Genomic DNA, 12,388 nt, shown 5'->3' with positions numbered 1-12,388 from the left:
AGGCTTAGAACGTGATGTTGGTCCGCACGCCGATCACGAACGTATTGCGCAGCGGCGCGGTCCGATCCTGCGGATTCTGGCCGGCGCCCGCATTGAACGTGTATTGCGCGTCGGCCTGGAGAATCCACCACGGCGTGACCTGGTACTGATAGGTGGCTTCGAGCGCCGTTTCCTGCGTGCGCACGCCGTAAGGACCGCCGGTGAACATCTGCTGGTCGAGGTCGAGGTTGTGCACGTTGTTGCCGACCTTGATGTACGTGGCGGCAAGGCCGACGCTGTCGTTATCGCGGCCCTTGAACGGCGCCTTCATCACAATGCCGAGGTTGGCCGCGAGGCTCACGAGATTGCGGTCGCCGGGCGCGCCCATCACGCGCGCGAACACGCCGATGCTGCGCGGCTCGTCCGGGTCGGGACGCCAGATCATCTGGTCGGCCACCGCATAGAAGCTGTAGTTGCCCTGGTGCTGCGCCGGGATGCCGGTCGAAGCCGGATTCGCGAGCGAAAGGCCCGTGTTGTCGAAACGCTGGTCGGCGAATGAGTTCTTGTTGTACCAGAAGCCAAGCTTGTAGGTGCCGGGCAGGCCGTGACTGTCCGCACTGACCAGCTCGCCTTCGGACGGCTGGTTGATGGCGTACTGCAGCTCGCCGATCCACAACGTGCCGTTATGCAGATTGAAGTTCGTACCACTAAGGTTGTTCGGATCGTTGCCGAGCGGGTCGCCGGAGAACACGCCTGCGAGCGCCGTCAACGAAGGCGTGATCTGTCCGCGCACGCGCACGCCGAGACCCGCGAGCGGATAAGCGGGGCCGCCCGAGGGCATGTCGTACGAAGGCAGGGCCGGCCAGCCGAACATCGTGTTGATGAAGAGCGCCCCGTACTGGCTCACGATGAATTCCTGGTCGAGACTCTGCTGACCGATCTTCACGTCGAGGCGCTTGTTGAAGAACGATTGCTGGTACCACAGCTCCCACAGGCGCGTGGTCGGCGTCGCTTCAATGCCGCTTGCCGTGTTCAGCGTGCCGAGGTTCGACGTGCTCAGGTTGGTGCCGTGGATCTGCAGGGCGCTCACGTTGAAGAGGCCGCCCGGAATGCCGAGCGCCTTGCTCGTGTCGACCTGGACCGTCGCCGTCGTGAGGCCGTCGTACGCGCCACCGGTCTTGAGACCGCCGCGCAGGTTCGCGAGGTACTCGCTCGTCTCCGTGAGCTGGAATGTGACACCGTATTTACCGAGCCACGGCCGCAGGCCGCCCATGTCGCCGAGCATGGTCTGGCGCGACCAGAAGCCGGTCCAGAAATTCGACGGCTGCGCCTGAATGGCGAGATCGGCTTCCGGTGCTTCAGGGGCGGCGTCGGGGTTCGCGTTGCTTTGTGCGCGGGCGGCTCCGCACGCGAAAGTGGCGCTCGCGGCAAGCACGGCAATGGCGCGCAACGCCGGTGCTCGCCGACGCGTCGGGCGGCCCGGCGCTGCGCTGCGCGAGCAGGCCAGCGCAGATACGCGGACGGTTCGGGTCGATTCCATCGTATTCCTTACTTATTGAAATGATTGCTTGATTGATCGCGTTGGCGTTTGTTATTCGCAAGCCGCTGAATACCCGACATCTCCAGACGGCGCCATCGTACTAATAGTGAATGCGAGCGTCAACAAAAACGAGAATGATTCTCAACTGTTTTACGCTGAGTCATCGACATCCTTACGAAGTGCTGTCGTTTGTGTGTTTGCGCATTACAGATCGTTAATTTTCGACGAATTAGTCAGGTGAATGAAGTCGCCTATCATCACAGGTGTGAACGCACGCTCGACGCTCAAACTTCGAAACAAACTGGCTCCATGACCGACATTTCCCCGCGCTACGAACTCGATCTCGACACGTACTTCGCCCGCATCGGATACGACGGTCCGCGCGCCGCGACCCTCGCCGTGCTGCGCGAACTGCATCGTCTGCACCCGCTTGCCATTCCGTTCGAGAATCTCGATCCGCTGGCGGGGCGGCGCGTGTCGATCAAACTGCCGGACATCGTCGAGAAGATCGTGACGCAGCGCCGCGGCGGATACTGCTTCGAGCACAACACCCTGCTCGCGCACGTGCTCATGCAACTGGGCTTTACGGTGACCCCGCTCGCCGCACGTGTGCTGTACGGGCGTGAACCCGACGCGCACTCGCCGCGCACGCATATGCTGCTGCGCGTGAAGGCGGAAGGCGACACGTGGCTCGTCGACGGGGGCTTCGGTGCCGCGACGCTGCGCGCGCCGCTCTCGTTTTCGACAGATGCGGAACAGCCGACGCCTCATGAACCGGCGCGGCTCGTGACGTTGTCGGCGAACGAGCGCAAGCTGCAATTGCACGATGGCGAGAAGTGGATCGATCTCTATCGCTTCGAATTGACGCCCGCGGAGTGGGTCGACTACGAAGTAGCGAACTGGTACACGTCGGCTTCGCCCGAGTCGTTCTTCACGTTCAGCCTGATGGCGTGCATCGCGCGCGAAGGCGGCCGCGCGATCCTGTTCAACGAGCGCTTTACCGAGCGCGACGCACAAGGTCAGGTGAGCGAGGAGCGTACGATCGCAAGTGGAGCGGAACTCGCGCAGTGTCTGCGCGAACGCTTCGGCATCGATCTCGCACGCGGCGAAGCGGGGCAGCGTATCGACGCCGACACGCTATATGCGCGCATGATGTCGCACAGCGCGCAACAGTAGGCGCGAGTCGGCGTCCGACGCGACGCCGCGCCCGCGCGCAAGGAGGGCATCATGACTGAGCTGAAAATGACGAAAGCGCTGATGGCGAAGCTATTCGTGCAAGTCGTGGTCTGGTTCGGATTGATGGGCTTGCTGTTATTCGTTTCGGCGGGCACGCTGGCGTGGACGGCGGCGTGGCTGTGGCTCATCGAGTGGGCGTTGTGCGGCGTGTGGATCGGTCTGTGGCTCGGCCGCGAAGATCCGGGCCTCCTCGTCGAGCGGCTCGCGCCGTTCGCGCAACGCACGCAGCAGCCGTGGGACCGCGTGTTCATGCTGTGTGTTTCCGTGGGTTTTTGCGCGTGGCTGTGCCTGATGGGAATCGACGCCGTGCGCATGGGCTGGTCGCGCGTGCCGCTGTGGCTCAGCGTGCTCGGCGCCATCTTCATCTTCGTCGATATCTATGCGACGCGCGCCGTCTTTGCGGCGAACCGCTTTGCGGCGCCCGTGGTGAAGATTCAGAGCGAACGCGGCCATACGGTCAGCGACACCGGCCCGTATGCCTACGTGCGTCACCCAATGTATGGTTTCGCGCTGCTCTTTCTCGTCGGCACGCCGCTCATGCTCGGTTCGTGGTGGGGGCTTGCGTGCGTGCCCGTCATGGTCGTGGGGATCGGCTATCGCGCGGTGCGCGAAGAACAGACGCTCGCGGAGAATCTGCCCGGCTACCGCGAGTATCTGACGCGTGTGCGTTATCGCTTCGTGCCGGGCATATGGTAGTGCGAGATTAGCGCGTGGCGGGCGAAGTCAGGGCTTGCGCGTAACGGCGATAAAGCCAGGCGAGCGCCGTGGTGGTGAGCAGCGCGAACACGATGTTGCCGATGCTCTGGCCAATGGCGAGCGCAGTGAGCCAGCCCGGCTGCCGTACGGTTTCAGGCGTGACGCCCGCGAGGCCCATGCCGATCAGCACGAGCAGGCCGCATACGGCAATGGGTAGCGCGGCGACGAAGGTGACGCCAAAGAGGCTCCAGAAGTGCCCACGGCTGTCGCGCCATGCGGCGCCGAAGGAGATCCGGCTGCCGACTGCGAGCGCCGGAAAGAGCAGCGAGAGGCGCACCGCCACGAACATCCAGATCGCAATGACCACCAGAAAGAGGAACGCCGCGCCGCCCTGGTATTGCGGGCGCAGCACGACCCACAGCAAGAGCGCGAATGCGCCGAGCGAGACCGCCAGAATGAGACCGACCGCGAAAATGCGCAGGAACGGCTTGGCTCCGGCCGGCATGAGCGGCGCGCTGCGCTCGCCTAGCAGCACGAAGCGCGAAATCTTGAGCGTGAACCAGAGGTAGACAAGCGAATTCAGGAGCGAGGCGAGATTGCCGAGCGCAATGAGTCCGGCGGAGGGCGTCGCGCCTTCGGCCGGCACGGGCCGCCCGGCGAGCCCGAACCAGCCGAGCGCCGCGTAGATCGCAAAGGTCCCCACGACGAGAAACGGCATTTGCACGGCGGCTTGCCAGGCGCTCGCCCATGCGCGCTTGACGCATTCCATGAAGGTCATCTGTTGCATGAAGTTTTCGCACGGGTGACAGGGAGCCTACAGTCTAACGCGGCGTGGTCAAATCGAGTGCACTCGTGCAAATCACTTCACGGCAAACAGCGTGAGGTTCATGAAGACCTTGAACGCGAACCCGAGCGACACGGCCGCGGCCACGCCCGCACACCAGAGGAGTGCGAACCACAGCCAGCCGGGCAGCGCCCGGCGCGCCGTGTTAGTGGTAGTGATGGGTGTCGCCATGACGCACCTTGCCTCTAAAGACCCAGTAACCGAGCATCGTGTACGCAAGGATGACCGGCAGAATGAACGCTGCGCCCGCGAGCGTGAACATCTGGCTCTCGCGCGGCGCCGCCGCTTCCCACAGCGTGAGGCCCTGCGGAATCGCGTAGGGCCACAGGCTCACGAGCAGGCCCGCATAGCCGAGCAGCACGAGCCCGATGGCCGCGATGAAGGGCGTCTTGTGATGGCGCGCATGCACGGCCCAGCGCATCCACGCGGCGCAGGCGAGCACGAGCAGCGGCACCGGCGCGAGACGCCAGAAGAGGCCCGAACGGAACCAGCGTTCGGCGATGGCCGGGTCCTGCAGCGGCGTCCACAGGCTCACGAGCGCGATGAAGCCGAGCAGCATCACCGTGAGCGGCCAGACTAGCTTGCGCAGGCGGCGCTGCAGGTCGCCCTCGGTCTTCGCGACGAGCCAGCAGCAGCCGAGCAACGCATAGGTCGCGACAAGCCCGAAACCCGAAAGCAGGCTGAAGGGCGTGAGCCAGCCGAAGGCATCGCCGGCGAACTGGCCGCCGTCCATCGGAATGCCTTGCAGGAATGCGCCGAGCGCGATGCCCTGGAAAAACGCCGCGCCCGTCGAGCCGCCGATGAACGCGAGGTCCCACAAGTGCTTGGTGCGATTGGCCTTGGCGCGGATCTCGAACGACACGCCGCGGAAGATCAGGCACGCGAGCATGAACACGAGCGGCAGGTAGAGCGCGGAAAGCACGGTCGCGTACACCACGGGGAACACGGCGAAGAGTCCCGCGCCGCCGAGCACGAGCCAGGTCTCGTTGCCGTCCCACACCGGGGCGACCGTGTTCATCATGAGATCGCGCTCATCCTCGTCGGGAAAGAGCGGAAACACGATGCCGATGCCGAGATCGAAGCCGTCCAGCACCACGTAGAGGAGAAGGCCGAGCGCGATGATCGCGGCCCAGATGACGGTGACATCCATTTGCTTGCTAGCCTCGTAACGATGAATGCGGGGAGCCTCAGGCGTCGATCAGCTGATCGGCGGCGGACATGGGGCGGCGCGCGGTCTGACCCACAGCGAGCGCAGGATGGGCCACGCGCGGTTCACGTGGCTCGCGGGGCGCATGTGGTTTGGTCTCGGGCAGCGCAGGACCTTTGCGCAGAAGCTTGAGCAGGTAGTAGATGCCCGTGCCGAACACGAGGCAGTACACCGCCACGAACGCCATCAGCGAAACGCCCACCTGTTGCGCCGTGAGCGGCGACACCGCTTGCGCCGTGCGCATCACGCCGTAGACCACCCAGGGCTGACGGCCGGCCTCGGTCGTGACCCAGCCCGCGAGCAGCGTGATGAAGCCCGTCGGTCCCATGGCGAGCACGAAGCGCTGGAAACCGCGCGATTCGTAGAGCGTGCCGCGGCGGCGCAGCACCCAGCCGGTCACGCCGAGCAGAATCATCAGGAGCCCTAAGCCGACCATGACGCGGAAGCTCCAGAACAGCAGCGGCGAATTGGGCCGCTCGTCGGCGGGGAAGGACTTGAGGCCCTTGATCTCGCCGTCCCAGCTATGCGTGAGGATCAGGCTGCCCAGGTGCGGAATGGAAACGGCGTAGCGCGTCGTCTCGGCCTGCATGTCGGGAATGCCGAACAGATTGAGCGCGGTGCCGCCTTGTTCGGTGTCCCAGATGCCTTCGATCGCGGCGATCTTGGCGGGCTGATATTCGCGCGTATTCAGGCCGTGCGCATCGCCCACGAAGGCTTGCACCGGTGCGAGCACGAGCAGCAGGCCGAGCGCCATCGAAAACATCTTCTTGATGGCGGGGTCGCGCCGCCCCTTGAGCAGATGCCACGCGCCGCTCGCGGCCACCACGAGCGCGGCCACGATGAACGCGGCGATCGCCATGTGCGCGAGACGGTACGGGAACGACGGATTGAAGATGATCTTGAACCAGTCCACCGGCACGACGTGGCCATCGACGATCTTGAAGCCTTGCGGCGTCTGCATCCAGCTATTCGAGGCGAGGATCCAGAACGTGGAAATGAGCGTGCCGATGGCGACCATCAGCGTTGCGCCGAAGTGGGCGCGCGGGCTCACGCGGTTCCAGCCGAACAGCATGATGCCGAGGAAGCCCGCTTCGAGAAAGAACGCGGTCATGACTTCGTACATCAGCAGCGGTCCGGTGATGGGGCCCGCGAACGACGAAAAGCCCGACCAGTTGGTGCCGAACTCATAGCTCATGACGACGCCGGACACGACGCCCATGCCGAACGCCACGGCGAAGACCTTCGACCAGAACAGGCAGAGGTCCTTGTAGAACGGTTGACGCGTTTTGAGCCAGCAGGCTTCGAGTACGGCGATGAAGCTCGCGAGGCCGATGGAGAGCGCCGGAAAGACAATGTGAAACGAGACGGTGAAGGCGAACTGCAGCCGGGCCAGGTCGAAGGCGGATAGTGACGTGTGCATGTGCGTGCCTGTTGCTTGCTTACCGGGAAAAGCGCGGAAGAAACGCCGCACGGCGAGGCAGTGGGGGCGCTGCGCTTCTCGTGCAATGGACGTAAGCGTAGGGGAACGGCGGCAGTTTTGCTGCACTGCGACGTGCGCCAGCGTGTCGCAGTCGTCAATATCAATGAGACGAAAACATGCGCTAACGCATTGATACAGATCAATTTAGATTAAACGCTCGTTTTGCGGAGGGGACGTACGAAGGGTGTCGCGCTGCGTCAATACACCGCGCAACCGCATGGGGTGCGGCAATGTGCCTCGGAGAGCGGCGTCAGGACTCGTGCGGGGGAGAAGTCAGGCGCGCCTGGCGGCGCGAGCGGTGCGTGCGACGCCAGGCGAAAAAGATCAGGAATGCGATGGAAATGGCGGCTTTAGCGTGGATCGCTCCACAGTTTGCCGGCCGTCGCCCAGTTTTCCGGCTTCACGTCGTGAAAAATGATGTCGACGGATTGCGGTTCGACGCCGAGCACCTTGCACGTGGTCTCGGTCAGGGCGGCGGCGAGCTGGCGTTTTTGTTCGACGCTGCGGCCTTCGAACATTTCGATGTGGAATGTCGGCATGCGAGTCTCCTTGAAAAGTTAGCGAAGCGATGAAATGGGCGCGATCAGTCGCGGTATGACGAATCGATGCGATCGAGCTTGCGCAGCAGCGCCGGCCATTCGAGCACGCCTTCGATCGCGCCGCCGTCGCGCAACTGCTCGGCCGTGTGTTCGGCCACCTCGGGCGGCGGCACGACGAGCGGCACGCCGCCGGCCTGCGCCTGCAACTGGATTTCGCAGGCCTTGATGAGCGTCGCCATCAGCACATAAGCTTCGGCCACCGTGCGGCCGGTGGTGAGCGTGCCGTGATTGCGCAGCAGCATGGCCGGGTGCGCGCCGAGGCTTGCCGTGAGGCGCGTGCCTTCGGCGGGCGTGAACGCGAGGCCTTCGTAGTCGTGCCACGCGAGCTGGCCGTAAAAGCGCAGTGCGTGCTGCGAGGCGGGCAGGAGGCCGTCGCGCTGGATCGACACGGCGATGCCCGCCGTATTGTGCAGATGCATCACGCACACGGCGTCGGGCCGCGCGAGATGGACAGCCGCGTGCAGCGCGAAGCCGGTGGCGTTCACGGGATGCTCGCTTGCGCCGACGATACGGCCTTCGGTGTCGATCTTCACGAGGTTCGAGGCGCGCACTTCGTCGAAGGCGAGGCCGAACGGATTGATGAGGAAGCGGCCCGACTCGCCGGGTACGGCGGCGGAGACGTGCGTGTAGATGAGGTCGTCCCAGCCGTTGAGTGCGATGAGGCGGTAAGCGGCGGCGAGATCGACGCGCAGTTGCTGCTCCGCGGCGGAGCGCGGCGCGGTCTCGGCGCAGGTGCTCGTCGGGCGATGGGCGAAAGACATGGCGATTCCTTCAGCGGACGATGGACTCTTCAGACGGCGTGGAAGACGCAGTTCGCGCGCGCAGGCGCCGCGCCGCCGCGTGCACGCTCCAGCTTGCTAGCACAAACGGTGCGGTCAGCGCAGGCAATCCGCAGCGCACGGCGGCCAGATGCAGGGCCGCGGCGAGCATGGTCGCACAGATCGTGGCGCGTGTGCCGAGGGCGCAGACCGCGAGCGCGGCCAGCGCGCCGTTGAAGCCGGCGAGGCCCGCGGTGAACGCGTCCGGGCTCGCGCCGCACGCGAGTTCGAGCGCGCTCGCGAGCGCCGCGCCGCCGAGCGCGTAGGCGGCTGCGCGCCGCGACGACCAGGCGAGGCCCGCGAGCACGCATAGGCCTGCCACCGCGCCCGATGCAAAGGTGGTTTGCGCGAGGCCGCTCAACACACCGGCGGCGGCGTGTGCGGCGGCTGCGAGCGGGGTGCCGTGTGGGGCCAGCGGTGCTGCGGCGATTGCGCTGGCGACGGGAGCGCTGCCGGGGTGCAGCGGCAGCCAGATCCAGGTCGCGATGAGGCAGGGCACGGAGTACAGGCCGAGCCGGGCGCGCGCGAGGCGGCGGTTCAGCGGCCCGGCGAGCCACGCGCTCGCACCGCCCGCGATCAGCGCGAGCGCCGCCGCCGTGCCCGCATCGCCGACGAAGGTGAATGCCGCGAGCGCGGCGAGCGCACCGTTGTAGCCGGCGAGGCCGTCGCGGATCGCCGCTTCTGCGTGGCCCGCCACGACCGCGCAGACGTTGGCCGCCGCGGCGCCGAGCAGGGCGGCGAAAGCCAGCCGCCGGTCGGTGAGCGCGAGCGCCGCGAGCAGGCACGCGCCCGTTCCCGCATGCGCCTGCAGCACGATCTGGCCGAGGCTGCGCGACAGCGCGCCAACGGCGGCGGTATCGGCAGTGGCGCCGGCAGCGGCGGAAAATCGGGCGGACATGGCGAAGGCGTAACGTGCGGGTACGGGCAGGTGCGGCCCCGGTGCGAGGCGCACGGCCGGCCAGAGTGCGAGCATAGGCGATGCAGACCGCCTCGCGCATGCGCGTGGGTTGATAGTCGCTATTTGTCGCCGGGTTACGATATGCGCAAGGCGGTTCCGATGGTCATCCAGAGACGGCTCTGCACGGGACCAGAGTAAGTGCTAAAGCACTAACTCTGGTCGACGGCTTTGCATGGGACCAGAGTAAGTGCTAAAGCACTAACTCTGGTCGACAGCTTTGCATGGGAGGCGAACGATGCGTGAAGTGCGTTGGGCATCCGAGACGGGCGAGGGCATTGAGCATCTGGCGTTCGATGCGCATTGCGGCCCGAAATTTGGCGAAAAAGGCGACACGATCCGCGCGGAAAGCGTGGTCGTCGGCGAGCGCTACGGCAAGTCGTATGGCCTGTGCTACGCCATCGAGTGCGACGCGCACTGGCGCGTGCGCTGGGCGGCGTTTCGCGTGATGGGCGGCGGCTCGCTCGTGCTCCACAGCGACGGCAAGGGCCACTGGACCGACGGCGAGGGGCGCGCACTGGAAGCGCTCAACGGCTGCATCGACATCGACATCGCCGCGACGCCGTACACGAACACACTGCCGATCCGGCGTCTGGGCCTCGCGCGCGGCGAGCGCCAGCCGATCCGCGTGGCGTACATCGCCGCGCCCGAGCTGGAGCCCAAGCCCGTCGAGCAGGCCTATGTGTGCATCGAGCGCGACCGCGAGTATCGCTACGAGGGGATCTTTCGCGACTTCACGGCGAACCTGCGCGTGGACGAAGACGGGCTCGTGATCGACTATCCCACGCTGTTCCGGCGCCTGCCGCTGCCGGACCGATAGAAGGCGGCGACCAGACGCTTACGCCGCGCCGCCCGCGCTCTTGCCGAACAGCAACTGTTCGACCAGCGTGTTGTCGATGGTTTCGTTGTTGAGCGTGCGCGCGAGCAGTTCGCCCGCGAGCAGTTGCGGCGAAAACACCATGTCCGGCTGCAACAGGCGCAGCCGCTGCACGTTGCGGCTGTCGTTGACGAGCGCCACGGTGCGCACCTTCGGCGCGATCTCCTTGATCGCGAGAATCACGAAGGCGTTCTCGGCGTCGTCCGAGCGCAGCGCGAGCGCGGCGAGCGCGGTTTCGGCGCCCGCGTTGTGCAGCGTGGCGGTGTCGCTCGCATCGCCGACGATGAGATCGGCCTCTGGCGGATAGTTGTGCGGCGTATTCGGCGCGACGATCACGGTCGCCGTGTAGCCGCGCTTGAGGAGCCCCGCGTACACGCTATGCGCGAGCGGCGACGCGCCGACGATCAGATAGTGGTTCTTGCGGGTCACGTTGGAAATGCCTCCTTTCACGATGCGTTTCAAATGGCCGCCGATCACGGGCCCGATCACGGCGCTGATCGAAGTCGCGAACACGGTGATGCCGAGCACGATGATCGAAGCCGTGAAAAGCCGGGCGGTGTCCGTGCGCGGCACGATATCACCGTAGCCGACCGTGGACATCGACACGATCGAGAAATAGAACGCCGTGACGAGATTGCGAATCGGCGGCGCAAAGTCGTCGCCGAGGTATAGCGAGCCGAACACCGCATAGACGACCAACGAGCCAATGCTCAGGAATGCGAACAACGAGCCCACGGCGACGCTCGCGCGATCGAAGTGGCGCCAGTAGTAGATCAGCGCGCAGGCGAGTGCGAGCGAGAAGCCGGCGAGCGCGTGGCTGCGATAGTCGCCCCACAGGCAGATGCTGGCTGCGCCGGCGAGCAGCACCAGTGAAAGCACCCACGCCACGCGCGCCCGCAGCGCGATGCCGAACGACATCATCGTGAGTCCGGTCGCAACGAGCGCCTGGGGCAGCGCGAGTACGCCGAACGCGTTGATGAGCGTGATCCAGTCGTCGAACCAGTTGCCGCGCGCGTGTTCGAGCGCTTTCTGCGCGACCGGGCGCACCAGCAGCAGGCCGTCGATCACCAGCAGCAAGGCCAGGTAGCCGTGCGGCACGAGCCCTCTGGCGTAGCCGCGCAGGCGGCGCGCGTACGCGTTCATTGCTGCGCTTGTTGCGTCGATTGCGTCGATTGCGTCGATTGCGTCGGGTGCTCGGGTTCCGCCGGTTGCGTCTGCACGATGTGCAGCTCGCGCGTGCGCAGGGGCAGCGAGCACTGCGCGTCATTGAGCGCCTGGCGCACCTTGCGCGAAAGCTCCCAGCGCATGTCCCAGAAGGTGTCGATGTTCGACCACACACGAATGTTGAGCACGGCGGTGCTGTCGTCGAAGCGCGTCACCATCACTTGGGGCGCGGGCGAGGCCAGCACGCGCGGGTCGGCGGCGGCGAGCGTGCGCAACGCGTCGATGGCGCGATTCACGTCGTCGCGCACCGACACTTCCACTTCGAGGTCGAGCCGGCGCGTGGGATTGCGGCTGAAATTGCGGATCGAATTGCTCCATAGCGCGCCGTTCGGCACGTATTCGCAGATGCCGTCGGGTTTCGTGAGGCGCGTGGTGAAGAGGTTCACGGCCTCCACGGTGCCCGCGACGCTCCCCCCGCCGCCGTCGATATAGTCGCCCACCTTGAACGGCCGCAGCAGCAACAGCATGATGCCGGCCGCGATGTTCTGCAGCGTGCCCTGCAGCGCGAGACCGATCGCGAGACCGGCCGCACCGAGCACTGCGACGATGCTGGCGGTCTGGATGCCGATTTGCGAGAGCGCGCCGATGACGGCGACGAGGCGCACGCCCCATACGGCGGTGTCGCGCACGATGGGGCGCAGCGTGGGGTCGATGCCGCCGCCGCGCCGCGCGATCCAGTTGGCTACGCGCCGGGAGAACCACCAGCCGAACCAGAGGATTGCCGCTGCCGCGCACAGGCGCAGCGCGAGCGCGGAGAGCGCGTCCCACAGGAAGCCCCAGTTGGCCGGGTTCAGGTGTTCGAGGAGGGGTTGCATGGCGAATCAGTCCTTGTCTGCGGAGCCTTGGGTCTGGCTCCGTTGCGAAAGGACGTATTGTACGAGCGGCGTTTCGCTTGCGGCGCGCGCGTGGCGTGCCGCGATGCGTTTGAGCGTC

At 65.8% G+C, this 12,388-nt stretch carries 13 protein-coding genes; 3 read left to right on the top strand and 10 right to left on the bottom strand.

The window, feature by feature from the left end:
- Positions 1-4 precede the first annotated feature (4 nt).
- The gene (locus A3CW_RS0122715) at positions 5-1,519 is read right to left on the bottom strand and encodes a carbohydrate porin (RefSeq protein ID WP_081771759.1); all 1,515 of its coding nucleotides are present in this window, start codon (positions 1,517-1,519) and stop codon (positions 5-7) included.
- Positions 1,520-1,828: 309 nt separating this feature from the next.
- Between A3CW_RS0122715 and A3CW_RS0122710 the strand changes: the two genes are divergently transcribed.
- Complete coding sequence (locus A3CW_RS0122710; protein ID WP_028205619.1) at positions 1,829-2,695, top strand: arylamine N-acetyltransferase family protein; 867 nt, start codon at positions 1,829-1,831, stop codon at positions 2,693-2,695.
- Positions 2,696-2,773: 78 nt separating this feature from the next.
- A complete protein-coding gene (locus A3CW_RS0122705) occupies positions 2,774-3,451 on the top strand; it encodes a methyltransferase family protein (protein ID WP_028205618.1) in 678 nt (225 codons plus the stop codon).
- A 7-nt stretch (positions 3,452-3,458) separates the two neighbouring features.
- Here the strand turns inward: A3CW_RS0122705 and A3CW_RS0122700 are convergent, their stop codons facing one another.
- From A3CW_RS0122700 to A3CW_RS47240, 7 genes are all read right to left on the bottom strand, one after another.
- Positions 3,459-4,238: a hypothetical protein gene (locus A3CW_RS0122700; protein WP_154678009.1), complete on the bottom strand. Its 780-nt coding sequence runs from the start codon at positions 4,236-4,238 to the stop codon at positions 3,459-3,461.
- Between the two features lie 72 nt (positions 4,239-4,310).
- Complete coding sequence (locus A3CW_RS53380) at positions 4,311-4,466, bottom strand: hypothetical protein (RefSeq protein WP_169739115.1); 156 nt, start codon at positions 4,464-4,466, stop codon at positions 4,311-4,313.
- A complete protein-coding gene (cydB, locus tag A3CW_RS0122690; RefSeq protein WP_028205616.1) occupies positions 4,441-5,445 on the bottom strand; it encodes a cytochrome d ubiquinol oxidase subunit II in 1,005 nt (334 codons plus the stop codon). The genes A3CW_RS53380 and cydB overlap by 26 nt, the downstream gene beginning before the upstream one ends.
- Before the next feature lie 37 nt (positions 5,446-5,482).
- On the bottom strand, positions 5,483-6,922 hold the full coding sequence (locus A3CW_RS0122685) for a cytochrome ubiquinol oxidase subunit I (RefSeq protein WP_028205615.1): 1,440 nt from the start codon (positions 6,920-6,922) through the stop codon (positions 5,483-5,485).
- 410 nt (positions 6,923-7,332) lie between these two features.
- Positions 7,333-7,521 carry a 4-oxalocrotonate tautomerase gene (locus tag A3CW_RS0122680; protein WP_028205614.1) on the bottom strand — a complete coding sequence of 63 codons (189 nt, stop codon included), beginning with the start codon at positions 7,519-7,521 and terminating at the stop codon, positions 7,333-7,335.
- Between the two features lie 44 nt (positions 7,522-7,565).
- Positions 7,566-8,342, bottom strand: coding sequence for a class II aldolase/adducin family protein (locus tag A3CW_RS0122675; RefSeq protein ID WP_028205613.1), 777 nt, complete (start codon positions 8,340-8,342; stop codon positions 7,566-7,568).
- Positions 8,343-8,352: 10 nt separating this feature from the next.
- Entirely contained in the window at positions 8,353-9,297 is a 945-nt protein-coding gene (locus A3CW_RS47240; RefSeq protein WP_051481652.1) for an urea transporter, read from the bottom strand.
- A 295-nt stretch (positions 9,298-9,592) separates the two neighbouring features.
- Between A3CW_RS47240 and A3CW_RS0122665 the strand changes: the two genes are divergently transcribed.
- On the top strand, positions 9,593-10,174 hold the full coding sequence (locus tag A3CW_RS0122665) for a putative glycolipid-binding domain-containing protein (RefSeq protein WP_028205612.1): 582 nt from the start codon (positions 9,593-9,595) through the stop codon (positions 10,172-10,174).
- An 18-nt stretch (positions 10,175-10,192) separates the two neighbouring features.
- Here A3CW_RS0122665 and kch read toward each other — a convergent pair whose 3' ends face one another.
- A complete protein-coding gene (gene kch, locus A3CW_RS0122660; protein WP_051481644.1) occupies positions 10,193-11,374 on the bottom strand; it encodes a voltage-gated potassium channel protein in 1,182 nt (393 codons plus the stop codon).
- Positions 11,371-12,270 carry a mechanosensitive ion channel family protein gene (locus A3CW_RS0122655; protein ID WP_028205610.1) on the bottom strand — a complete coding sequence of 300 codons (900 nt, stop codon included), beginning with the start codon at positions 12,268-12,270 and terminating at the stop codon, positions 11,371-11,373. The genes kch and A3CW_RS0122655 overlap by 4 nt, the downstream gene beginning before the upstream one ends.
- Positions 12,271-12,388 lie beyond the last annotated feature (118 nt).

This window comes from Paraburkholderia nodosa DSM 21604 (assembly GCF_000519185.1).
GTDB classification, from domain to species: Bacteria; Pseudomonadota; Gammaproteobacteria; order Burkholderiales; family Burkholderiaceae; genus Paraburkholderia; species Paraburkholderia nodosa.
The sequence above is the reverse complement of the archived record's forward strand: the minus strand, read 5'-3'. Positions and strand labels throughout refer to the sequence as shown.

Bases quoted from the DNA above. Each gene is read 5' to 3' on its own strand.
- A3CW_RS0122715 (WP_081771759.1), bottom strand. From the start codon at position 1,519: ATGGAATCGACCCGAACCGTCCGCGTATCTGCGCTGGCCTGCTCGCGC.
- A3CW_RS0122710 (WP_028205619.1), top strand. From the start codon at position 1,829: ATGACCGACATTTCCCCGCGCTACGAACTCGATCTCGACACGTACTTC.
- A3CW_RS0122700 (WP_154678009.1), bottom strand. From the start codon at position 4,238: ATGCAACAGATGACCTTCATGGAATGCGTCAAGCGCGCATGGGCGAGC.
- A3CW_RS53380 (WP_169739115.1), bottom strand. From the start codon at position 4,466: ATGGCGACACCCATCACTACCACTAACACGGCGCGCCGGGCGCTGCCC.
- cydB (WP_028205616.1), bottom strand. From the start codon at position 5,445: ATGGATGTCACCGTCATCTGGGCCGCGATCATCGCGCTCGGCCTTCTC.
- A3CW_RS0122685 (WP_028205615.1), bottom strand. From the start codon at position 6,922: ATGCACACGTCACTATCCGCCTTCGACCTGGCCCGGCTGCAGTTCGCC.
- A3CW_RS0122680 (WP_028205614.1), bottom strand. From the start codon at position 7,521: ATGCCGACATTCCACATCGAAATGTTCGAAGGCCGCAGCGTCGAACAA.
- A3CW_RS0122675 (WP_028205613.1), bottom strand. From the start codon at position 8,342: ATGTCTTTCGCCCATCGCCCGACGAGCACCTGCGCCGAGACCGCGCCG.
- A3CW_RS47240 (WP_051481652.1), bottom strand. From the start codon at position 9,297: ATGTCCGCCCGATTTTCCGCCGCTGCCGGCGCCACTGCCGATACCGCC.
- A3CW_RS0122665 (WP_028205612.1), top strand. From the start codon at position 9,593: ATGCGTGAAGTGCGTTGGGCATCCGAGACGGGCGAGGGCATTGAGCAT.
- kch (WP_051481644.1), bottom strand. From the start codon at position 11,374: ATGAACGCGTACGCGCGCCGCCTGCGCGGCTACGCCAGAGGGCTCGTG.
- A3CW_RS0122655 (WP_028205610.1), bottom strand. From the start codon at position 12,270: ATGCAACCCCTCCTCGAACACCTGAACCCGGCCAACTGGGGCTTCCTG.